The following is a 22,431-nucleotide window of genomic DNA, read 5'->3' as shown; positions in this document are numbered from 1 at the left end:
CGCTTCTCATGGGGTGTGATGCGACACAACCCCTGAGGAGGAACCTCCATGCCCGTAGCCGCCCGTGCTCGCTGGGTCCTCGCCGTCGCGACGTCCGTGGTCCTGGTGGCCACCGGGTGCAGCAACAACGGCAGCGGAGGAGGCAGCGGCTCCTCGGACGCCAGCAAGCCCTTCAGCTACCAGAGCAACGAGCCGCAGAACCCGCTGCAGCCCGCCAACGCGAACGAGGTCGGCGGCGGTCGCATCATCCAGAACCTCTTCAAGGGGCTGGTCGACTACGACCCGAGCGACGCCCGGATCCGGATGCAGGTCGCCGAGAAGATCGACACCAGTGACTCGCAGACCTTCGAGATCACGATGAAGGACGGCTGGAAGTTCCACGACGGCACCCCGGTGCACGCCCAGAACTTCGTCGACGCCTGGAACTGGGGGGCCAGCCCCGCCAACAACCAGATCAACAGCTCCTGGTTCTCCGACATCGAGGGCTACGAGGACGTCCACCCGGCCTCCGGCCAGCCCACCTCCGACAAGATGTCCGGGCTGACCGTCACCGACGACCTCCACTTCACCGTCAAGCTCAGCCACAAGGTCTCGTACTTCGAGTACAAGCTCGGCTACATCGCCTTCTCGCCACTGCCCGAGGGCTTCTTCAAGGACCCGGCCGGGTACGGGCAGAAGCCGGTGGGCAACGGCCCGTACCAGTTCGTCAGCTGGTCGCACAACAGCAACGTGACCACCAAGGCCTTCCCCGACTACCAGGGCGTGGACAAGCCGAAGAACGGCGGCGTCGTCTTCAAGATGTACACCACGTCCGAGGCCGCCTACGCCGACCTCCAGTCCAACAACCTGGACGTGATGGACCAGGTGCCGCCGTCCGCGCTGGCCACGTACAAGAGCGACCTCGGCGACCGCGCGGTGGACGAGCCGCAGGGCGCCATCCAGAACATCGGCTTCACGCTCTACCAGGCCGACTGGGCCCCGCCGGAGAAGGCCAAGGTGCGCCAGGGCCTGTCGATGGCGATCGACCGCGACACCATCACCAAGACGGTGCTCCAGGGCTCCCGCAAGCCCGCCACCGCCTGGGTGGCCGAGGGTGTCGAGGGCTACAAGTCCGGCACCTGCGGCGACTTCTGCAAGTTCGACCCGGCCAAGGCCAAGCAGCTGATCCAGGAGGGCGGCGGCGTCCCCGGCAACAAGCTGATGATCACCTACAACGCGGACGGCGGCCACAAGGAGTGGGTCGACGCGGTCTGCAACTCGATCCGGCAGAGCACCGGGGTCGACTGCCTGGGCGACCCGAAGCCCGACTTCAAGACCGCGCGGGCCGCGATCACCGGGCACACCGTCAACGGCGCCTTCCGCACCGGCTGGGTGCAGGACTACCCGCTGAACGCCAACTTCCTGGCCGACGTGTACCGCACCGGTGCCGCGTCCAACGACTTCGGCTACAGCAGCCCGCAGTTCGACGAGGCGGCCACCAAGGCCGACGAGGCCCCCAGCGTCGCCGACACGGTGACCGGCTACCAGCAGGCCGAGGCGGTGCTGCCGAGCGGGATGCCGGCCGTCCCGCTCTGGTACTACCGCACCAACTCGGGCTACTCGACCAAGGTGCAGAACGTGAAGTTCGACTCCTTCGGCAACCCGGCCTGGACCCAGGTCGAGGTCAAGGGCTGAGCCCCGACTCCTCGCGCCGGCCCCGTCCTCCCCGCACGGAGGGCGGGGCGCGGTCTCTCGGCCGACCGGCCCGGTCGGCCGGGCACCCCAGCCGGGCACCCCGGCCGGACATCCGGTCGGAACCCGCTCGGAACCCGCTCGGACACCTAGGAAGGAGGCTCGGATGGGCAGTTACGTGCTGCGGCGGGTGCTGCAGATGATCCCGGTGTTCTTCGGCACCACGCTGCTGATCTTCCTGATGGTCTACACGCTGCCCGGCGACCCGGTCGCGGCGCTGTTCGGCGAGAAGGCCGCCGACCCGGCCGTGGTCGCCAGCATCAAGCACACGTACTACCTGGACCAGCCGATCTGGAAGCAGTACCTGCACTACATGGGGAACCTCTTCCAGGGGGACTTCGGCACCAGCTTCACCGGCCGTCCGGTCACCGACATCATGGCGGACGCCTTCCCGGTCACCATCCGGCTCGCCCTGATGGCGTTCGTCTTCGAGACGGTCGTGGGCCTCGCCCTGGGCCTGGTCTCCGGGCTGCGGCGCGGCAGCATCGCGGACACCCTGGTGCTCATCCTGACCCTGGTGGTCATCTCGATCCCGGTCTTCGTGCTGGCCTACATCGCGCAGACGGTGTTCGCCACCAACCTGGGCTGGGTCACGCCGACGGTGCAGGACAGCTACGACCTGACCCAGTTGATCCTGCCGGCGATCGTGCTGGGCTCGCTCTCGCTCGCGTACGTCGCCCGGCTCACCCGGACGTCGATCGGCGAGAACCTGCGGGCCGACTACATGCGCACCGCGGTCGCCAAGGGCCTGCCCAGGCGCACCATCACCTCCCGCCACCTGCTGCGCAACTCGCTGATCCCGGTGGTCACCTTCCTCGGCACCGACCTCGGCGCGCTGATGGGCGGGGCGATCGTCACCGAGGGCATCTTCAACGTGCAGGGCGTCGGCAACGTCCTGTACCGGGCGATCAACCAGAAGGAGGGCCCCACCGTGGTCGGCATCGTGACCGTCCTGGTGATCGTCTACCTGGTCGCCAGCCTGCTCGTCGACCTGCTCTACGCGGTCCTGGACCCGAGGATCCGCTATGCCTGAGCCCGACATCCACGACGAGGAGTCGTACGAACCGCACCCCAAGCCGGGGGTCGTGCGCCTCGACTACGCGGGCGAGCAGGGCATGGCCGTCGAGCAGGAGACTTTAGTCGAACCCGACGTGGAGAAGCGGGAGGCGGCCCGCAGCCTGTGGGGCGACGCCTGGCGGGACCTGCGCCGGCGGCCGATCTTCCTGCTCTCGGCGCTGCTGATCCTGCTGCTGGTGATCATGGCGATCTTCCCCGGGGCGTTCACCGACGCGGACCCGCGCCAGGCCGACCTGGTGCACAACTACCTCAGGCGGCCGGACTGGAGCGACTTCTTCGGGGCCGGCTGGTTCGGCTACGACGCGCAGGGCCGGTCCATCTACGCCCGGGTGGTGTACGGCGCCCGGGCCTCGATCACCGTCGGCATCTTCGTGACCGCCACCGTCACCCTGCTCGGGGGGCTGACCGGGATGGCGGCCGGCTACTTCGGCGGCTCGATCGACGCGCTGCTCTCCCGGATCACCGACATCTTCTTCGGCATCCCGCTGCTGCTCGGCGCGCTGGTGCTGCTGAACGCCTTCGCCACCCGCACGGTGTGGACCGTGGTCGTCGCGCTGGGCGTGCTCGGCTGGACCCAGATCGCCCGCGTCATGCGCGGAGCGGTGCTGACCGTCAAGCAGTCCGACTACGTGGTGGCCGGCCGGGCGCTCGGGGCCGGGACGGGCCGGCTGATGTTCCGGCACATCCTGCCGAACGCGATCGCCCCGGTGATCGTGGTCGCGACCATCGCCCTCGGCGGCTACATCGCCACCGAGGCGACGCTGAGCTTCCTCGGCATCGGTCTGCAGGACCCGACCATCTCCTGGGGCATCGACATCGCCTCCGCCCAGAAGGTCATCCGGGTCGCGCCGTACGTGCTGTTCTTCCCGGCCACGGCGCTCTCGATCACCGTGCTGGCCTTCATCATGCTGGGCGACGCGGTGCGCGACGCCCTCGATCCGAAGCTTCGCTGAGCGAGGGGAGCGCATCGTGAGTACAGCGGTGGACACCGCCGGGCGCGAGCAGGAGGCGCCGTACCAGGGGCCGCTGCTCGACGTCCGCGACCTGCACGTCGAGTTCGTCACCAGGGAGGGCGTCGCCCGGGCGGTGAACGGCGTCAACTACTCCGTCGCGGCGGGGGAGACGCTGGCGGTGCTGGGGGAGTCCGGCTCGGGCAAGTCGGTGACGGCGCAGGCGATCATGGGCATCCTGGACATGCCGCCCGCCCGGATCCCGCGCGGCGAGATCCTCTACCGGGGCCGGGACATGCTCAAGCTGGGCAAGGAGGAGCGGCGGCGGATCCGCGGCCAGAAGATCGCGATGATCTTCCAGGACGCGCTGTCCGCGCTGAACCCGGTGCTCAGCGTCGGCTACCAGCTGGGCGAGATGTTCCGCTCGCACCGGAAGGTCTCCCGCAAGGAGGCCAAGGAGAAGGCCGTCGAGCTGATGGAGCGGGTGCGCATCCCCGCCGCCAGGCAGCGGGTGAACGACTACCCGCACCAGTTCTCCGGCGGCATGCGGCAGCGGATCATGATCGCGATGGCGCTGGCCCTGGAACCGGACCTGATCATCGCGGACGAGCCCACCACCGCCCTGGACGTGACGGTCCAGGCCCAGGTGATGGACCTGCTCGCGGAGCTGCAGGCCGAGTACAACATGGGCCTGATCCTGATCACCCACGACCTCGGCGTGGTCGCCGACGTCGCGGACAAGATCGCCGTGATGTACGCGGGCCGGATCGTGGAGACCGCCCCGGTGCACGAGCTGTACGCCCGGCCCGCGCATCCGTACACCAGGGGATTGCTGGACTCGATCCCCCGGCTGGACCAGAAGGGCCAGGAGCTCTACGCCATCAAGGGGCTGCCGCCCAACCTGCTGCGCATCCCCAAGGGCTGTGCCTTCAACCCGCGGTGCCCGCGCGCCCAGGACGTCTGCCGGGTCGAGGTGCCGGAGCTGTTCCCGGTCACCGAGGAGGACGGGATGCCGCTGGAGGGGCGCGGCAGCGCCTGCTTCTTCTGGAAGGAGACCCTCCATGGCCACGACCGCTAACGGGGCCAGCGCGCTGGGCGCGGCGCTGCCGGAGGAGGTCGTCTTCGCGCAGGAGGTGCCGCGCGGCGAGCCGATCCTCGAAGTCCGGGACCTGGTCAAGCACTTCCCGCTCACCAAGGGCGTCCTGTTCAGGAAGCAGGTCGGCGCGGTGAAGGCGGTCGACGGGGTCAGCTTCGACCTGATGCAGGGCGAGACGCTCGGGGTCGTCGGCGAGTCCGGCTGCGGGAAGTCCACGCTGGCCAAGGTGCTGATGAACCTGGAGCCCGCCACCTCGGGATCGGTCCGCTACAAGGGGGAGGAGATCTCCCGGCTCTCCGGGGCGGGGCTGAGGGCCGTCCGGCGGAACATCCAGATGGTGTTCCAGGACCCGTACACCTCGCTCAACCCGCGCATGACGGTCGGCGACATCATCGGTGAGCCGTTCGAGATCCACCCCGAGGTGGCGCCCAAGGGCGACCGCCGCAAGGCCGTCCAGGACCTGCTGGACGTGGTCGGGCTCAACCCCGAGTACATCAACCGCTATCCGCACCAGTTCTCCGGCGGCCAGCGCCAACGCATCGGCATCGCCCGGGGGTTGGCGCTCAAGCCGGAGATCATCATCTGCGACGAGCCGGTCTCCGCCCTGGACGTCTCGGTGCAGGCGCAGGTGATCAACCTGCTGGAGCAGCTGCAGGGCGAGTTCAACCTGTCGTACATGTTCATCGCGCACGACCTCTCGATCGTCCGGCACATCTCCGACCGGGTCGGGGTGATGTACCTGGGGAAGGTGGTCGAGATCGGCAGCGACGCGGAGATCTACGACCACGCGACGCACCCGTACACCCAGGCGCTGCTCTCCGCGGTGCCGGTGCCGGACCCGACGGCGCGGGAGACGCGCGACCGGATCGTGCTCACCGGCGACGTGCCCTCGCCGGCCAACCCGCCGTCCGGCTGCCGGTTCCGCACCCGCTGCTGGAAGGCGCAGCAGCGGTGCGAGGTCGAGGTGCCGCTGCTGGCCGCGCCGTCCTGGCTGGACGGGGCGGCGCGGCACGACTCGGCGTGCCACTTCGCGGCGGAGCGCGAGATCGGACAGAGCGCGGCGGAGCGCGAGATCGGGCAGAGCGCGGCGGAGCGCGAGATCGGGCAGAGCGCGGCGGAGCGCGAGACCGGGCACGGCACGGCGGAGGGGGAGGCGGGGCCGGACGGGCTGGGCTCCGGCTGACCCGGGGCCTCTGTCGGGGCGCGTCCTCCCGGGTGGGGGCGCGCCCCTTCCCGTGACGGAAAAGAGACCTGCCGCAGGCTCGCCAAGTGCGGCCCGTTCCTTGATAGTTGCTCTGCGCCCGGCGGTGGACGCGGGGGTGCCGAGGAGGGCTGCGCTGATGGACGCGGTGGAGGTGATCGGCGGCGGTCGGGGGAGCCTGGAGCCCGGGACACCGCTGCTGGAGGTCGACGACCTGCACGTGGAGTTCCACACCCGGGACGGCGTCGCCAAGGCCGTCAACGGGGTGAGCTACTCCGTCGCGGCGGGGGAGACGCTGGCGGTGCTGGGGGAGTCCGGCTCGGGCAAGTCGGTGACGGCGCAGGCGATCATGGGCATCCTGGACATGCCGCCGGGGCGGATCGCCTCGGGACGGATCCTGTTCCGCGGCGAGGACCTGCTGACCATGGGCGGCGATGCCCGGCGGTCCATCCGGGGCCGGCACATCGCGATGATCTTCCAGGACGCGCTGTCCGCGCTGAACCCGGTGCTCAGCGTCGGCTACCAGCTGGGCGAGATGTTCCGCTCGCACCGGGGCGTCTCCCGCAGGGAGGCCCGGGAGAAGGCGATCGAGCTGATGGAGCGGGTGCGCATCCCGGCCGCCAGGCAGCGCGTCGGGGACTTCCCGCACCAGTTCTCCGGCGGCATGCGGCAGCGGATCATGATCGCGATGGCGCTGGCCCTGGAACCGGACCTGATCATCGCGGACGAGCCCACCACGGCCCTGGACGTGACGGTGCAGGCCCAGGTGATGGACCTGCTGGCGGAGCTGCAGGCCGAGTACACCATGGGGCTGATCCTGATCACCCACGACCTGGGTGTGGTCGCCGATGTCGCGGACAAGATCGCCGTGATGTACGCGGGCCGGATCGTGGAGACCGCCCCGGTGCACGAGCTGTACGCCCGGCCCGCGCATCCGTACACCAGGGGACTGCTGGACTCGATCCCCCGGCTGGACCAGAAGGGCCAGGACCTGCACGCCATCAAGGGGCTGCCGCCGAGCCTGCTGAGCCTCCCGGAGGGCTGCGCGTTCAACCCGCGCTGCAGCCGCGCCCAGGACCGCTGCCGTACCGAACTCCCGCCGCTGACGCCGGTCACCGGTGAGCACGGGGCGGAGTCGGCGGGCCGGCGCAGCGCCTGCCACTACTGGCGCGAGACGCTGCACGGCTGAGGCCCGCCCCGGGCCCGCCCCGCGCCGGCGGGCGGCTACTTCACGAAGCCGACGTTCTCCCAGACGATGTCGGACAGGCCCGGCGCGCCGATGTTGGCGAGGTCGGCGCGGGCCCCGAACAGCTGCGGGCGCTGGTAGAGCGGCAGGACGCCGGCCACCTTCCAGAGCTCGCCGTCGGCCTGGTTGATCGCCTCGGAGGCGGTGGCGGCGTCGCCCGCGGCGGCGGCCCGGTCGAGCGCGGCGTCCACCGCCGGGCTGCCCGCGCCGACGTGGTTGGTGCCGCCGCTCTGGACGAAGTTGGCGCGGTTGCCGCTGGCCGGGAAGGGCGTGCCGATCAGCGAGTAGGCGGCGATGTCGAAGTCGTTGCGGTTGACGTACTTCTCGAAGAACTCGTTGGCGGCGGCGGTCACCGTGGTGACCTTGATGCCGACGTCCTTGAGCATCCTGGTGGTGTTGGCGGCCTCGGCCTGGGCCGGGGTGACGCCGGCCGGGACGACCATCCGCAGGTTCAGCTCCCGGCCGTCCTTCTTCCGTACGTCGCCGTCCAGCTTCCAGCCCGCGGAGTCGAGCTTGCGGGCGGCCTCGGCGGGGTCGTAGCGGGCCAGGCCGAGGGAGTTGTCGCGGTAGCCGTTCTGGTTGGTGACCAGCAGGTGGTTGTTGAGGGGGACGGCCGGCCAGTCCAGGCCGCTGAGGTCGGAGCGGATCACCACGTCCCGGTTGATCGCCTGGAAGACGGCCTGACGGACGGTCGCGTCGCTGAGGGCGGGGGTGCGGGCGTTCAGGGTGAGCTGGCGGAAGTCGGGCCCGCCGGCGCGGCGCACCTCGGCGCCCTTGGTGTTCTTGACGGCCTGGTAACCGGCCACGTCCGGGCCGATGTTGACGAGGTCGATCCCGCCCTTGGCGAACGCGGTGGCCATCGCGTCGGGCAGCATCGCGTGGAAGACGACCCGGTCCAGCATGGGCTTGTCGCCCCACCAGGCGGGGTCGGCGACCAGGGTGACGGTCTGGGCGGCGCGGTCCAGCTGCTCGACCTTGAACGGGCCGGCGGTGACCGGGAACGCGTCCAGGTACGAGGTGTTGAACAGCTCCGGGGTGGAGATCCGGCTCGCGGGCAGCAGCGGGGCGTTGCCGGCACTGTTGAACATCGACTGCCACTCGGAGAACGGGTGGTCGAAGGTCATCACGGCCTGGTAGTCGTCCTTGCCGCGCTCGACCGCGGAGACCAGCTCGAAACCGGTGCTGCTGGAGGACTTGTAGGCCGGGTCCTTCCCGTTCAGGGCACGCCAGTTGGCCTCGATGTCGCGCCAGGTGATCGGGGTGCCGTCGGACCAGTGGGCCTTCGGGTTGAGCGTCCAGGTGACCACCTGCCGGCCGTCCCTGAACTCGGCGTGCGCCTCCTGCAGGTAGGCGGGGTTGGGGGTCTGGGTGCCGGCCGCGTCCGAGCGGAAGAAGGTCGGCAGCAGCGGCTTGCTGACCATGACGGTCGAGGAGTCGCTGCCGTCGGCGTGGATCGGCGACCACTGGCGGGAGAACTGGGCGGCTGCCAGGTTGAGGGTGCCGCCCTGGCGCAGCTGGGCCCGGTCGTGGGGGTTGATGTCGATCGAGGTCAGCTTGGGCGAGGCGAGGGCGGACGGCAGGGCGTCGGCGGCGGTGTCGTCCTGGTTCGAGGTGCAGGAGCAGAGGGCCAGCGAGAGCGTGAGGGCGGTGAGACCGGCGAGCAGGGCCGTCCCGTGGTGCTGGAGGCGGCGGCGCATCGGCGTGCTCCCCGGGGTGGATGTGGCGGATGGTGTGGCGTCACATCTTGCTGACCGGGAGGGGCGTTGTCGAGGGGCGGGCCCGGATGGGGCCCGCCCCTCGGGGCGCGGGTTCGTCGGACGCCGCGGCGTCCTGCCGCGACGGGTCCGACCGCGGCGGGGTCCGTGAACGTGTCAGACCGCGAACTTGAAGGTGCGGTCCTTGTCGCCGGTCTTGTCGAACACCGAGGTGATGCCGTCCGCGACGTCCTGCGGGGTGATCGGGCTGAGCTGGCCGTTCTTCTTGACCTTCACCTTGTCGAACGCGGTGCCCAGCTGGCCGGTGAGCGCGTCGAGGTCCCACTTGGGCACGATCTTGCCGGAGGCGTCCGGGACGAGGGTGAGCGCCTTGGCGGCGGTCTTCGGGCCGAAGTCCCAGGTCTTGGCGCCGGCCGTGACGTGCACCTTGCCGGCGGCCACCTGCTTGCCGAGGCTGTCGGCGGCGGCCTGGAGGGCCTGGGTGGAGATCTTCGGCTGGGCGGCCGTGACGGCCAGGGCGATCGGCTGGTCGGGCTTGCCGTCGGCGCGGCCGCGGTAGGCCTCCTCGATCGCGTCCAGGGCGCTCGCCGAGTCCACCGCCTGGCCGGCCCGGCCGGGTACGACGATCGGCTCGCCGTTGACGTCGCCGAACTTGACGTAGCCCTCCTGGAGGCCCTGGCCGGAGCCGGCCGCGAGGGAGTCGAGGGCGGCCTTGAGCTTGGCCCGGTCGACCTTGACCTCCGGGGCGACGGCCTTGGTGCCGCCCTTGAGCGACTTGATGACGTCGACCGGGTTGTAGCTGTGCTGGGCCAGACTGTCCACGGTTGCGGTGGTGTCGAAGCTCAGCCCGGCGACCGCCGGGTCGAGGTCCACGGTCTGGTCGCCGATCTTCAGCTTGAGCGGCTGCTGGCCGGCCTTGCCGACCGACTCGTCCAGCTGGTGGATCGCCTGGTCACGGCTGCTGCCGCCGATCTCGGCGCCGAGCACCACGGTGCCCTTGGGGACGTCCGACTGGTTGAGCATCAGTCCGGTGCCGTAGGCGGCGGCGCCGAGGAAGAGCACCGCACCGACGCCGTAGACGCCCAGCTTGACCAGCTTCTTGCCGGCTCCGCCGCGCTTGGCCTTGGCGGGGGCGGCGGGCTCGGCCTTCGCGGGTGCGGGGGCCGGAGCGGGCGCCGGGGTGGGGGCCGGAGCAGGGGCCGGGGCGGCCTTGTCGCCCTTGGCACCCTTGGGACCCTTGTCGCCCTTGGGGGTCTTGCTCCCCTTGGCGTTCTTGGCGCCCTCGGGCCTCGGGCCGGGGGCCGGGGCCGGCAGCGGGGTGAGCGCGGTGGCCTCCTGGTCGCCGCCGGGCTGCGGGGCGGTACCGGGCGCGCCCGGGAAGAGGGCGCCGGGGCCCGCCGGGGTGGCCGCGTCCTGGCCGGGAGCGGCCGGGCGCTGGGTGGCGAACGGGTCGGTGCCGGTCGGGGCCGAGGCGAACAGGCCCGGCTGCGGACCGCCGTCGGCGCCGAGCGGGGCACCGTTCCGGGGCAGACCGGGTATCGGGGCGGGCGGCGGGGTGTTGTCGCGGATCGGCGCGAAGCCGTCGACCGAGGTGTCCTCGGGGCTGGGCTCGGCGCCAGGACCGGCCTGCGGGTGCCGTGCGGCGGTCGGGTGGCCGTTCGCCCTGAAGCCGTTCTGCGGGCCGGACTGCGGCCGGCCGCCGGGCTGCTGCCCGCTCCGCTTCCCGCGGTTGCGCTGGGGGAGGCCGTTCTGCGCGTCGGTGTCGGGGACGGAGGTGCCGAACGGGTCGGCGACCGGGGCGAACGGGTCGGCGACCGGAGCGAAGGGGTCGGCGGGCTCGTACACGCCGGGCTCCTCCACCGGGGCCTCGGCGTGGAACGGCGCGGCGGGCGCGGCCGGGGCCTGCTGCTTGCCCTGGGCGGGCACCGGACGGCCGTTCGGGGCGCCGCCCCCGCGGACCGCCGGACGGGCACCCTGCGAGCGAGGCTCGGCGGCGGCGGGCGCGGCCTGGGCCTGCGTCGCGGCCGCGGCACCGGCCGGCACGGCGGCCGGGGCGGGCTCCGCGACCGGGGCCTTCTTCTGGCGCGGCCGGAACCAGGCGCCGGTGGACTCCGACTCGGAGGTGGCCGGCGGGATCGGCGGGATCTGCCACTCCGGCGGCAGGTTCGGCGGGGAGGCCTGGCGGCCGCCGTCCTCCATCACGCCGAGCACGGGAGAGGCCGGCGCGGAGCGGTGCCGCGGGGCGTCCGGGGCGGCGGCCGGGGCGTCATCGCCCGGGCCGTCCTCGTTCTTGACGGTGCTGCGGACGACGACCGGCGGGATCGGGCGCGAGCCGGGGATGTTGATCCGGACCCGGGTGGTCAGGGTGGTCTCGGTCTTCGGACCGTCGTCCTCGCCGCCCGACGCGGCGCCCGGTCCCGCGTCGGCCCGGTCGCCGCCGGGGAGCCCCGCCGGTGTGCCGTAGGGCGGCGTGCCCGACGGGTAGGCGTCCGGACCCGTGCGCCGGGGCGTCGGGTGGGCGTTGTCAGATTCGCGGCTGCTCAATGCTGCTCTGCTCCGGGTTCGCGGGCGGGCCGTGCGGCGCGACCGCGGTTCGTGGTCGCCGGGCCTTGACTGGGGCGGGCGGCGGTCGGGTACGGCGTTCTGCGGGACCACCATACTGGGAAGAACAGAGCGGCGAACGGCTTCGGACAGATCCTGATACGTCCGGTTCCTCCGGTATGAGAGTAAGGCCGTTCGCTCCTGACTGCGCGTCGTACGCGGTACGGTACGCCGTGCACGACCGGGGTCAGCGCGGGGGGCCGGGCACTCCGGGGAACCAGCTGGTGCGGGTGGGCAGGGTGGCGCAGATCACGCCCAGCACCGAGCCGGCGAACAGCCAGGCCAGCGAGGTGGCGTTGGACCACAGCACGTTGTCGCCCTCGGGCCGGGGCACGATCAGCAGCAGCATCGCCAGGAACCAGCCGGCCGCGGGCGCGCCCGCGCCGAGCCGGGTGCCGGTGACCCGCAGGCCGGCGTAGAAGGTGGCGGCGGTCGCGGCGAGCGCCAGCAGGATCCCCACCGGCGGCCACAGGGCCTGCACAAAGGATCCGCAGACCGACACCGCGACGCCCAGCAGGAAGAACAGGACGTAGGCCGCGATCCGGGCGATGCGCGGGGGCTGGGGCTCGGCCAGGCGCTCCTCGCGGGTGCCGAGGACGACGGCGGCGAGCGGGCGGCGGGCCGGCCCGGCGGCGGGCTTGCTCATCGGGTGCCCTCCTCGGCGTGCGCGGCGTCCGGCCCGAGGCCGGCGAACAGGTCGTCCTCCGGCTCGCCCGGCCCGGCCTGGCCGTGCACCAACTGGTAGTACTCGGTGGTGAACAGCGGCTGGGCGAGGTCGTTGGAGAGCGCGAAGAACGCGCCGTCCACGGTGATCTGGGTGGCGTGGGCGGTCAGCGCGGCGGCCTTGCGCCCCGCGTACGCGGAGCCGTCCAGCACGGTGGTGACCAGCTCGTCGTCGACCACGCCGGGGATGTCGGCGGGCTGCGCGACGCCCGGGAAGGACGCCTTGGCGGCGGCCTCGGCGAGCCCGGCCTCGATCACCGAGCGGGGCATCCGGTTCCAGTACACCTTGGCGATCCGCCAGGCCGGGCCCAGCTCCGGCCGGTGCGCCGGGTCGGCGGCCAGCTCGTACGCGCGCATCGCGACCCGGTGCGCCTGGATGTGGTCCGGGTGCCCGTAGCCGCCGTCCGGGTCGTACGTGACCAGGACATGCGGGCGCTCCTCGCGGATCACCGCGACCAGGTGGCCGGCCGCCTCCTCGACGTCCGCCCGCCAGAAGCAGCCGGGCACGTCGTTCTCGGGCACGCCCATCATCCCGGAGTCGCGGTAGCGCCCCGGGCCGCCGAGGAAGCGGAAGTCGGTCACGCCGAGGGCGCGCATGGCCTCGGTCAGCTCACCGATCCGGTACGCGCCGAGGGTGTCCTCCCGATCGGCCGTCAGGTGGGCCAGCTCCGGGGGGATCACCTCGCCGCCCTCGCCGAGGGTGCAGGTCACCAGCGTGACCCGGGCGCCCTCGGCGGCGTACCGGGCCATGGTGGCGCCGTTGCCGATCGACTCGTCGTCGGGGTGCGCGTGCACCAGGAGGAGGCGGCGGCCGGTAGTCGCGGTCATGGGAGGAAGCCTACGACCGCCGCGACGGGGTCAGAGCCTCAGGCCGTTGATCATCCCGGCGAGGTTGCTGGTGACCTGGCTGATCGACGGGGCGATCGAGCTGGAGGCCAGGTAGAAGCCGAGCAGCGCGCAGACGATCGCGTGCGCCAGCTTCAGGCCGGACCGGCGGATCAGGATCACCACGATGACCAGCATCAGCACGGCGGCGGAGATGTTCATGGCCATGTCGGCTCACACCCCTTCTCGGGCACGCCGCCCCCGGGGAGGGCGGCGAGGGACGGTGCGGGACTGGGGGCTGCGGGCGACCGCGGTCCGGGACGGGCCCGACGATCACTCGCCGGACAAGTCATACCCGATGAGTGAGGGGAGCATTACCCTCGGTGAGTCCATGCGCGCCGGGGCATCGTGGCATCCGAGGGGCGCATAGGCCGGTCGGAGGCGGTTTGGACCTCTTTGGGGCGTACTTGGCGACGATGCTCCGAACGAGTGATCAGCACACGTCCGGGGGTGGTGGCTCGGCGTCATAAGGTCTGGTGCCATGACCTCCCACACCTCTGCCGACACCTTCCCCCGGCAGTACGCGCGGACCCTGCGCTACACCGTCGGCGCGCCCCGCTCCTTCTCCGTCGCGCCGGACGGCTCGCGGGTCGTCTTCCTCCGCTCGCCCTCCGGCCGCGACCGGGCCAACCTGCTCTGGACCCTCGACACCGCCACCGGCGAGGAGCGGATCGCCGCCGACCCGGCCGCGCTGCTCGGCGGCGGCGAGGAGGACCTCTCGCCCGCCGAGAAGGCCCGCCGCGAGCGCAGCCGCGAGGGCTCGGCCGGCATCGTCGGCTACGCCCTGGACGCGGCCGGCACCCTGGCCGCCTTCGCGCTCTCCGGCCGCCTGTTCACCGCCGACCTGACCACCGGCGCCACCGCCGAACTGCCCGCCGAGGGGCCGCTGTTGGACCCGCGGCCGTCCCCGGACGGCACCCACGTCGCGTACGCCAACACCGCCGGCGAGCTGCGGCTGACCCGCGCCGACGGCAGCGGCGACCGGGTGCTCGCCGAACCGGACGGCCCGAACGTCACCTGGGGCCAGGCCGAGTTCATCGCGCAGGAGGAGATGGACCGCAACCGCGGCTTCTGGTGGTCCCCGGAGAGCGACCGGCTGCTGGTCGAGCGCGCCGACGACAGCCCGGTGCGCCGCTGGTGGATCGCCGACCCGGCGAACCCGGACCGCGAGCCCGCCGAGGTCGCCTACCCGGCGGCCGGCAGCGCCAACGCCGAGGTCGGACTCTGGCTGCTCGACCTGCACGGCGGGCGCACCGAGGTGGTCTGGGACCGCGCCGCGTTCCCCTACCTGGGCCGGGTGCACTGGTCGAAGGGCGGCGTCCCGCTGCTCCAGGTCCAGTCCCGCGACCAGCGCCACCAGCGGATCCTCGGCCTGGACGTCGCCACCGGCACCACCGAGGTGCTGCACGAGGAGAAGGACGGCGCCTGGCTGGAGCTGTTCGCGGGCGCGCCGGCCTGGACCCCGGACGGCAAGCTGGTCCGGATCTCCGAGGAGGGAGGGGTGCGGGCGCTGGTGATCGGCGACCGTACCGTGACCGGTGCCGACCTGCACGTCCGCTCGGTCGTCGCGGTCACCGAGGAGGAGGTGTTCTTCAGCGCCGCCGGCGGCGTCGGCGAGACCGACCCCGAGCCGGGCTGGATCGCCGTCGGCCGGATCAGCCACGACGGCAAGCGGCTGGGCTGGGAGTCCGCCAACGGGCGGCCGTTCACCTCCGTCACCAGCGCGGTGCACGGCGGCGGCATCACCGTCCGGGCCACCGCCGAGCCCGACCTGCCCGGCACCCTGGTCCAGGTCGCCCGGGACCTGCCCGAGGGCGTGGCGGTCGACGACGTCGCCACCATCGCCTCCCACGCCGAGACCCCGGTCATCACCGCCCGTCCGGTCTTCCGCTTCGCCGGCGAGCGCCGCATCCCCGCCGCCGTCTTCCTGCCCACCGGCTACGACCGCGAGCGGGACGGCCTGCTGCCCGTCCTGATGGACCCGTACGGCGGCCCCGGCGGCCAGCGCGTCTACCAGGCGCACAACCCGCACCTCCAGTCGCAGTGGTTCGCCGACCAGGGCTTCGCGGTGGTCGTCGCCGACGGCCGCGGCACCCCCGGGCGCGGGCCGGCCTGGGAGAAGTCGATCGCCTTCGACTTCGCCGGGGCCACCCTGGACGACCAGGCGGACGCGCTGCGGGCGCTCGCCGGGGAGTTCCCGCTGGACCTCGACCGGGTCGCGATCCGCGGCTGGTCGTACGGCGGCTACCTCTCCGCGCTCGCCGTGCTGCGCCGCCCGGACGTCTTCCACGCGGCGGTGGCCGGGGCGCCGGTGACCGACTGGGAGCTGTACGACACCCACTACACCGAGCGCTACCTGGGCGACCCGGCCGCGCGGCCCGAGGTGTACGCCGCCAACTCGCTGAGCGGGTACGCGGCCGGCCTGGAGCGCCCGCTGATGATCATCCACGGGCTGGCGGACGACAACGTGGTGGCCGCGCACACCCTGCGGCTGTCCTCGGCGCTGCTCGCCGCCGGGCGCCCGCACACCGTGCTGCCGCTGTCCGGCGTCACCCACATGACCCCGCAGGAGGAGGTCGCGGAGAACCTGCTGCTGCTCCAGGTCGACTTCGTGAAGCGCTCGCTGGGCCTGTGACACCCCGCTGACCAGCGCCTTCCGCGGCCGGTGCCCCTGACGGGGGTACCGGCCGCCGGCATGACATCCGTCATGCCGAAGGCACGACGGCGGACACTGCCGCCGCCACCCGCCCGCGCGGGACTCTGAGGTGGTGCGAACAGCACCGGACGCGAGAACCACCAGGGAAGAGGAGCGGGGCGATGGGTACCGAGGTGGCCGCCTTCCGCGGCGTCGGCAAGAGCTACGGGCGGGTGCGCGCCGTGGACGGACTGGACCTCGTGCTGAGGCCGGGCGAGACCGTCGCCCTGCTCGGGCCGAACGGCGCCGGGAAGTCCACCAGCCTGGACCTGCTGCTCGGTCTGCGCGAGCCCGACCGGGGCAGCGTGACCCTGTTCGGCGGCGCCCCGCGGGCGGCGATCGAGGCCGGCCGGGTCGGCGCGATGCTGCAGAGCGGCGGGCTGATGTCCGACGTCAAGGTGCGTGAGCTGGTCCGGCTCGCGTGCGACGTGCACCCGCGCGGTCGGTCGGTCACGGGGGTGCTGACCGACGCCGGGATCACGGAGCTGGCGGAACGGCGGGTCGACAAGCTGTCCGGCGGCCAGGAGCAGCGGGTCCGCTTCGCCCTGGCCATCGCCGGCGACAACGACCTGATCGTGCTGGACGAGCCCACCACCGGCATGGACGTCAGCGTGCGGCAGTCGTTCTGGGCGAGCATGCGCGCCCAGGCCGACGCCGGGCGCACGGTGCTGTTCGCCACCCACTACCTGGAGGAGGCCGACTCGATCGCCGACCGCGTCCTGGTGCTCCACCGGGGCCGGCTGATCGCCGACGGCAGCTCGGCGGAGATCAAGGCCAGGGCCGGCGCCCGCCGGATCGCCTTCGAACTCCACGACGCGGACGGCGGGTTCGAGGAGTCCGTGCTGCGCACCCTGCCGGGCGTGCAGTCGCTGGACGTCACCGCGAGGGTCCCCGGGGTGCGCACGGTGCGGATCCGCACCGCGGACGCCGACGCCACCGTGGCCGGTGCCTACCGGGCGGGCCTGTACCCGCGCGGGCTGGAGGTCACCGGCGTGGGCCTGGAACAGGCCTTCCTGACCATCACCGGGGAACTGGACCGCGAGGACGGCGCCCGGGGCGCCGACACCGGGAGCACCGAGAAGGAGAGCGTGCGATGACCACCCTGATCAGGCTGGAGATCCTGCGGACCCTCCGCAACCGGCGCTACCTGCTCTTCACCATCGCCTACCCGGCGCTGATGTACTTCTTCTTCATCAACGCCTACGGCTCCACCCAGCTGGCCGGCGGCCTGTCGGTGAAGACGTACTTCATGGTCTCGATGGCCACCTTCGGCGCGGTCGGCGCGGTGCTGACCGGCAACGCCCAGCGGATCTCGCTGGAGCGCAAGAGCGGCTGGGTGCGCCAGCTGCGGCTGACCGCGCTGCCCGGCCGGGCGTACACCGTCGGCAAGATCGCGGCGACCGCGGTCACCACGCTGCCGGCGATCCTGGTGGTCTTCGCGGTCGGCGCGAGCCAGGGCGTCTCGCTGGGCGCGGCGCAGTGGGTCGCACTGGCGGCCGCGCTCTGGCTGGGCAGCTTCGTCTTCGCCGCGCTCGGGGTGGCACTCGGGTACGCGGCGGCGCCGGACGCGGTGCAGCCGATCGTGATGATCACCTACATGGCGATGGCGCTGCTCGGCGGCACCTGGTTCCCGGTGAGCGGCTCGCTGGAGAAGTTCGCCCGGTTCAACCCGGTGTTCCTGTACAACAAGCTGGCCGCCTTCATCCAGCCCGGGCACTCCCTGGACACCGTCGCCGTCGCCGGGCTGGCCGGCTTCCTCGTGGTGTTCTCGGCCGCCGCTGCGGCGCTGTACCGCCGCGACACCCGCCAGGCATGATGATCGACATGAGTGACGCGCGCCAGGCCCACCGCCCCGACGAACCGCCGGAGGTGGGCGTGGCGCGCACGTCCTTCATGAACGTCCCCGGCTCCCCGGTGGAGACCAGGCGGCAGCTGCTGGTCAAGGTCGCCTGGATGACGCTGTGGATGCTCTACCTGGCCTACCCGGCCGGCGACCTGCTGAGCGGCGGCCACAGCACGATCGGGACGGTGCTCGGCTGGTGCTGCCTGGCCGCGTTCATGGGCGCGTACGTGCTGCTGGTGATCTTCCGCTCGCAGGCCGGGATGCGGCCGCGGGCCTGCCTGGCGATCGTCACGACGATGGTCGGGCTCGCGATCGCCGCCTCCGTCGTGCTCGGCGACGCGTTCCTGACGCTGTTCATCTACGCCTCGGTGTGCGTCGCGATCATCACCCCGGCCCGCTACGGGCTGCGCACGCTGGTCGCCATGGCCGCGCTCACCGCCGCCGTCGGCGTGGGCATCGGCGCCGACGTCGACAACGTCTCCACCTTCGCGCTCAGCGCCTTCCTCTCCGGCGTCGCGATGACCGGCCTGCAGCGACTGGTCGCCACCATGAAGGAGCTGCGCGAGGCCCGGGCCGCGGTCGCGCACCTGGCCGCCTCCGAGGAGCGGCTGCGGATGGCCCGCGACCTGCACGACCTGCTCGGGCACTCGCTGTCGCTGATCACCCTGAAGAGCGAGCTGGCCGGACGGTTCATGGACGCCGGCAAGGACGAGGCCGCGCGGGCGCAGGTCGCCGAGATCGAACAGGTCGCCCGGCAGTCGCTGATCGACGTCCGGGAGGCGGTGACCGGCTTCCGCCGCCCGACCCTGCCGGTCGAACTGGCCGCCGCCCGGACCGCGCTGGCCGCCGCCCAGGTCCGGCTGGAGGCCGCGCCGGAGCTGGTGGACGCCTGGCCGGCGCTGTCCGACGAGGAACGGGGCGCGCTGGCCTGGGCGCTGCGCGAGGCCGTGACCAACGTCGTCCGGCACGGCGAGGACGCCACCGTCTGCACGGTCACGGCGGACGAGAGCTGGGAGGCGGGCGGCGAGCACTACGCCGTCCTGGAGGTCGCCGACAACGGGCGCGGGCCGGGCAAGTCCCAGCCGGGCAACGGCCTGTCCGGTCTGGAGGAGCGGCTGGCGCTGGTCGGCGGGCGGCTGGAGACCGGGCCGGGGGAGCACGGTCGGGGCTTCCGGCTGCGCGCCTCGGTGCCGCTGCGCACGGTGTCGGCGCCGGCCTCCGAGCACTCGCCCGCGACGAAGCCGCGCTAGCGCGCCGCGCGGGCCTCCGCGGGGAACCCGGACGGCCGGTACGGACGTCGTACCGGACAGGCCCGCCGTTCTCGTCATCGGCTTCGGCATCGCCGAAAGCCTCGAATCCGCCCGCCGCCGGCTTCCGGTGTAGGACGCCGCCCGGCCGGCCTCAGCCGAGGCCGGCGAGGGAGCGGCGGTAGGCGAGGGCGGGGCGGCCGTCGAGGAGGAACTCGTACCGGGGCATGAAGCCGTTGTGGGCGAGGACGGCCTGCGAGGCGGGGTTGTCGAGGGTGGTGACGGCGGTCAGGGAGCGCAGGCCGTAGGCGGTGGCGGCGAGGCGGCAGGCCTCGGCCACGGCGGCGGTGGCGATGCCTCGGCCGGCGGCGGATTCGGCGACGCGGTAGCCGAGTTCGGCGCTGCCGTCGACGAGGTCGAGGAGGTTGACGCGGCCGACCAGGTCGCCGGCCGCGTCGCGGACGACGTGGAACCTGCAGACGCCCTCGGCCTGTTCGGCGAGGAGGGCGGCGTGGCGGTCCGCGAACCGGGCGAAGTACGCGTCGCCGCGGTCCGGGACGGTGCGGGCGAAGTACGCGCGGTTGGCGCGTTCGAAGGCCAGTACGGCGTCGGCGTGGTCGGGGCGCAGGAGTTCCAGGGTCAGCACCGGGACAGTCTGGTCCGCAGGGCCTCGGCGAACCACTGGAATACCTCGGCCAGGCCTGGCGGCTCCCCCTACGGGAGACCCGACCCCGGGCCCGTTCCCGCCCGGCCCTCCGGAGACTGGCCCTAAGGTCGTGGCCATGAACGACACTGACAACGGGGCCTCGATCCGCGTGCTGCTCGCCGAGGATCAGGGGATGGTCCGGGAGGCGCTGGCCGCGCTGCTCGGGCTGGAGGGGGACATCGACGTCGTCGCGCAGGTCGGCCGCGGGGACGAGGTGGTGGCGGCGGTGCTCGCGAACGACGTGCAGGTCGCGGTGCTGGACATCGAGATGCCGGGGATGACGGGCATCGAGGCGGCCGCCGAGCTGCACCGCCGGGCGCCGCGGACGAAGGTGGTCATCGCGACGACCTTCGGCCGGCCCGGGTACCTGCGCCGGGCGATGGAGTCGGGCGCGGACGCCTTCCTGGTGAAGGACGCGCCGGCCGCCGAGCTGGCGGAGGCGATCCGCCGGGTGCTGCGCGGCGAGCGGGTGATCGACCCGACGCTGGCCGCCGCCGCGCTGGCCGAGGGCGCCAACCCGCTGACCGCGCGCGAGCGGGACGTGCTGGACGCGGCCGCCGACGGCGCGGTGAACGCGGACATCGCCAGGCGGCTGCACCTGTCCGAGGGGACGGTGCGCAACTACCTGTCGATGGCGATCCAGAAGACCGAGGCGCGCAACCGCACCGAGGCGGTCCGGATCGCCCGTGAGAAGGGCTGGCTCTGACGGAGGTCAGTTGAGCCGGTGCCGGGCCGCCCTGGCCTCCTGCCGGACCTTGGCGGCGGTGTCGGGGTCGAAGGCGTCCAGGATCTGCGCGTAGGCGTCCATCTCCGCCGAGCCGCCGAGGAAGTCCCCGGTACGGACGAGGAGTTCGGCCCGTTCCAGGCGCAGCTGGGCCGGGTGCCGGGGCAGCAGCAGGGCGAGTTCGGTGGCCCAGAGCTGGGTGCGGGCGTGTTCGGGGCGGTCGGCGGCCCAGAGCCGGATGTTGCCGAGCACCCGCAGCACGATCTCCAGCGGCTGGGCCGGGGTGAGCAGGGCGGGGGTGAACTCGTGCCCTGCGGCGGCGACCAGCTGCTCGACGTCCTCCGGGTCGAGCAGCCGCCCGCCGTGGAACGGGTCGGCCAGGACGTAGTCCTCGCCGCCCGCCGGGCCGCCGACCGCGACGATGAAGTGGCCGGGCAGTGCGACGCCGTGGACGGTCAGCCCGGCCCGCCGTCCGACCGCCATCCACACCAGGGAGAGCATGATCGGCAGCCCGCGCCGCCGCCGCAGCACCTCGGGCAGCAGTGAGGACTCCAGCCGCCGGTAGTCCGACTGCCGGCCGTGGAAGCGCTCCCGTCCGCCGAGCACCGCGGCGAGCAGGGCGGCGGTCTCCTCGGGCCCGGTGGGCGCCCGCTCGGCGACCGCCGTCCGGACCTCCGCCGCGTGCCGCTCCAGCGCGGCCTCGCAGGCGGCGAGCAGCGTGTCCACGCCGGGCGGCTCGCCCGGGTCGCCGGGGTCGGGCACCATGCCGTGCTCGGCGGCGGCGAGCACGCACAGCAGCACCGGGTCGGGCTGCTCGGCGCGGGCGGCGGTCCGGAAGCGGTCTCTGCTCTGCTCGGTCACGGTGACGGCGACGGCTTTCGTACGGCGGACGGACAAGGCGGCGGTCGGACAAGCGGGTGATCGGGCGGACGGTACGGCCTGGCGGCTACCCCTGGGGGAGGAGCGCGTAGTGGTAAGTGTGACTGGTCGTGAAGCCGAGTCCGTCATAGAGCGCGATCGCCCCCGCGTTCTCCGCCTCGACCTGCAGGTAGGCGCCGCTCGCCCCCTCCTCGGCCGCGCGCGAGGCGAGCACCGCCATGACCGCCGTCGCCAGCCCGGCCCGCCGCGCGTACGGCTGGACCTCGATCGCGCCGAAGCAGGCCCAGGCCCCGTCGATGACGCAGCGCCCGATCGCCAGCGGCGGCTGACCGGGGGCGCCCGGCACGGTCGCGAACCACACCGACGGCCCGCCGTTCAGCACCTGCCGGGCCGCCTCCTCCACCGCCGGGTCGTCGCCGACCCGGCGGTACACCGACAGCCACCCGTCGTCCGCCGTGCGCGCCAGCCGCACCCTCCCCCGGCCCTCGGCCTGCCCGGCGCCGCCCCGGGCCGGCCCGGCCAGCGGGGCGGTGCGGACCAGGGTGGGCGCGTACCCGGCCCCGAGCCGGTCGAGCTCGGCGACCAGTGCCGGAGGCGAGCCGGGGGAGAGCACCTCGACGTACGCGGGCAGCCCGCGCGCCGCGTACCAGTCGCGGACGGCCGCCAGTGCCTGAGGCAGCGGCAGACCCGGTTCCCCGAGGGCTTGGACGGAGTTGGCCCGCCGGGTGAACCCGGCCGCGGCGCGCAGCGTCCACTCGCCGAGCGGCTCCTGTTCGACGGCCGGCCAGCCGCGCCCCGCGATCCGCTGCAGTTCGACCGGCCCGGTGACCGGCAAGGGGGCGCGCCGGGCCGGAAACGGCGGCACGACCTTGCCTGCGACCAGCAGCTTCTCCGGCAAGAACACCGGATCGCCGGTGCGCGGGACGATGGTCAGCCCATGATCATCCCACGATGTGAGCACGCCGATCGAATCCCGGAACACCGGACGGTCGTCCACGAACTCCGCAAGCCGGCGGACGGACACGCGTCGTCCCACGTCAGAGCGGTCTATCCGGACCTCCGGACGGTCGCCGACCGGGTTGACCGAGGCCATCTGGCCACCTCCTGTGCAT

The 22,431-nt window shown here is 73.0% G+C and carries 19 protein-coding genes; 11 read left to right on the top strand and 8 right to left on the bottom strand.

The window, feature by feature from the left end; genetic code table 11:
- Nucleotides 1-48 precede the first annotated feature (48 nt).
- From ACIQ87_RS05065 to ACIQ87_RS05040, 6 genes are all read left to right on the top strand, one after another.
- A complete protein-coding gene (locus tag ACIQ87_RS05065) occupies nucleotides 49-1,674 on the top strand; it encodes an ABC transporter substrate-binding protein (RefSeq protein ID WP_402401630.1) in 1,626 nt (541 codons plus the stop codon).
- A 163-nt stretch (nucleotides 1,675-1,837) separates the two neighbouring features.
- A complete protein-coding gene (locus ACIQ87_RS05060) occupies nucleotides 1,838-2,764 on the top strand; it encodes an ABC transporter permease (RefSeq protein WP_402401628.1) in 927 nt (308 codons plus the stop codon).
- Nucleotides 2,757-3,761, top strand: a complete 1,005-nt coding sequence (locus ACIQ87_RS05055) for an ABC transporter permease (RefSeq protein WP_402401625.1) — start codon at nucleotides 2,757-2,759, stop codon at nucleotides 3,759-3,761. The genes ACIQ87_RS05060 and ACIQ87_RS05055 overlap by 8 nt, the downstream gene beginning before the upstream one ends.
- Before the next feature lie 16 nt (nucleotides 3,762-3,777).
- Nucleotides 3,778-4,836: an ABC transporter ATP-binding protein gene (locus ACIQ87_RS05050; RefSeq protein WP_402401622.1), complete on the top strand. Its 1,059-nt coding sequence runs from the start codon at nucleotides 3,778-3,780 to the stop codon at nucleotides 4,834-4,836.
- Entirely contained in the window at nucleotides 4,820-6,037 is a 1,218-nt protein-coding gene (locus ACIQ87_RS05045; RefSeq protein WP_402401619.1) for an ABC transporter ATP-binding protein, read from the top strand. Before ACIQ87_RS05050 ends, ACIQ87_RS05045 begins: the two co-directional genes overlap by 17 nt.
- 157 nt (nucleotides 6,038-6,194) lie before the next feature.
- Nucleotides 6,195-7,244 (top strand): ABC transporter ATP-binding protein, encoded by a 1,050-nt coding sequence (locus ACIQ87_RS05040; protein ID WP_402401616.1) that lies wholly within the window; start codon nucleotides 6,195-6,197, stop codon nucleotides 7,242-7,244.
- 35 nt (nucleotides 7,245-7,279) lie between these two features.
- Here the strand turns inward: ACIQ87_RS05040 and ACIQ87_RS05035 are convergent, their stop codons facing one another.
- From ACIQ87_RS05035 to ACIQ87_RS05015, 5 genes are all read right to left on the bottom strand, one after another.
- On the bottom strand, nucleotides 7,280-8,998 hold the full coding sequence (locus ACIQ87_RS05035) for an ABC transporter family substrate-binding protein (RefSeq protein ID WP_402401613.1): 1,719 nt from the start codon (nucleotides 8,996-8,998) through the stop codon (nucleotides 7,280-7,282).
- Between the two features lie 174 nt (nucleotides 8,999-9,172).
- Nucleotides 9,173-11,560 carry a peptidoglycan binding domain-containing protein gene (locus ACIQ87_RS05030; protein ID WP_402401610.1) on the bottom strand — a complete coding sequence of 796 codons (2,388 nt, stop codon included), beginning with the start codon at nucleotides 11,558-11,560 and terminating at the stop codon, nucleotides 9,173-9,175.
- 244 nt (nucleotides 11,561-11,804) lie between these two features.
- Complete coding sequence (locus ACIQ87_RS05025) at nucleotides 11,805-12,263, bottom strand: DUF6113 family protein (protein WP_402401607.1); 459 nt, start codon at nucleotides 12,261-12,263, stop codon at nucleotides 11,805-11,807.
- On the bottom strand, nucleotides 12,260-13,168 hold the full coding sequence (gene mshB, locus ACIQ87_RS05020) for an N-acetyl-1-D-myo-inositol-2-amino-2-deoxy-alpha-D-glucopyranoside deacetylase (protein WP_402401604.1): 909 nt from the start codon (nucleotides 13,166-13,168) through the stop codon (nucleotides 12,260-12,262). Before mshB ends, ACIQ87_RS05025 begins: the two co-directional genes overlap by 4 nt.
- A gap of 30 nt (nucleotides 13,169-13,198) precedes the next feature.
- Complete coding sequence (locus ACIQ87_RS05015) at nucleotides 13,199-13,393, bottom strand: DUF2304 family protein (RefSeq protein WP_049658010.1); 195 nt, start codon at nucleotides 13,391-13,393, stop codon at nucleotides 13,199-13,201.
- Nucleotides 13,394-13,706: 313 nt separating this feature from the next.
- Between ACIQ87_RS05015 and ACIQ87_RS05010 the strand changes: the two genes are divergently transcribed.
- The 4 genes from ACIQ87_RS05010 to ACIQ87_RS04995 all read left to right on the top strand — a co-directional run bounded on the left by ACIQ87_RS05010 (nucleotide 13,707) and on the right by ACIQ87_RS04995 (nucleotide 19,013).
- Nucleotides 13,707-15,860: an alpha/beta fold hydrolase gene (locus tag ACIQ87_RS05010; protein ID WP_402401600.1), complete on the top strand. Its 2,154-nt coding sequence runs from the start codon at nucleotides 13,707-13,709 to the stop codon at nucleotides 15,858-15,860.
- A 182-nt stretch (nucleotides 15,861-16,042) separates the two neighbouring features.
- Nucleotides 16,043-17,017 (top strand): ABC transporter ATP-binding protein, encoded by a 975-nt coding sequence (locus ACIQ87_RS05005; RefSeq protein WP_402401597.1) that lies wholly within the window; start codon nucleotides 16,043-16,045, stop codon nucleotides 17,015-17,017.
- Nucleotides 17,014-17,736 (top strand): ABC transporter permease, encoded by a 723-nt coding sequence (locus ACIQ87_RS05000; RefSeq protein WP_402401594.1) that lies wholly within the window; start codon nucleotides 17,014-17,016, stop codon nucleotides 17,734-17,736. Before ACIQ87_RS05005 ends, ACIQ87_RS05000 begins: the two co-directional genes overlap by 4 nt.
- Nucleotides 17,737-17,744: 8 nt before the next feature.
- Nucleotides 17,745-19,013 carry a sensor histidine kinase gene (locus ACIQ87_RS04995; RefSeq protein WP_402401592.1) on the top strand — a complete coding sequence of 423 codons (1,269 nt, stop codon included), beginning with the start codon at nucleotides 17,745-17,747 and terminating at the stop codon, nucleotides 19,011-19,013.
- Between the two features lie 151 nt (nucleotides 19,014-19,164).
- Here the strand turns inward: ACIQ87_RS04995 and ACIQ87_RS04990 are convergent, their stop codons facing one another.
- Nucleotides 19,165-19,656: a GNAT family N-acetyltransferase gene (locus ACIQ87_RS04990; RefSeq protein ID WP_402401589.1), complete on the bottom strand. Its 492-nt coding sequence runs from the start codon at nucleotides 19,654-19,656 to the stop codon at nucleotides 19,165-19,167.
- 136 nt (nucleotides 19,657-19,792) lie between these two features.
- Here ACIQ87_RS04990 and ACIQ87_RS04985 point away from each other — a divergent pair, with 136 nt between their 5' ends.
- Nucleotides 19,793-20,422 (top strand): response regulator, encoded by a 630-nt coding sequence (locus tag ACIQ87_RS04985; RefSeq protein ID WP_402401586.1) that lies wholly within the window; start codon nucleotides 19,793-19,795, stop codon nucleotides 20,420-20,422.
- 6 nt (nucleotides 20,423-20,428) lie between these two features.
- Here ACIQ87_RS04985 and ACIQ87_RS04980 read toward each other — a convergent pair whose 3' ends face one another.
- The gene (locus ACIQ87_RS04980) at nucleotides 20,429-21,301 is read right to left on the bottom strand and encodes a transglutaminase family protein (protein WP_402401882.1); all 873 of its coding nucleotides are present in this window, start codon (nucleotides 21,299-21,301) and stop codon (nucleotides 20,429-20,431) included.
- A gap of 85 nt (nucleotides 21,302-21,386) precedes the next feature.
- Nucleotides 21,387-22,412: a GNAT family N-acetyltransferase gene (locus ACIQ87_RS04975; protein WP_402401583.1), complete on the bottom strand. Its 1,026-nt coding sequence runs from the start codon at nucleotides 22,410-22,412 to the stop codon at nucleotides 21,387-21,389.
- Nucleotides 22,413-22,431 lie beyond the last annotated feature (19 nt).

It is taken from the genome of Kitasatospora sp. NPDC096204, from assembly GCF_044763205.1.
GTDB lineage: Bacteria > Actinomycetota > Actinomycetes > Streptomycetales > Streptomycetaceae > Kitasatospora.
This window is presented reverse-complemented; position numbering and strand designations above follow the sequence as displayed.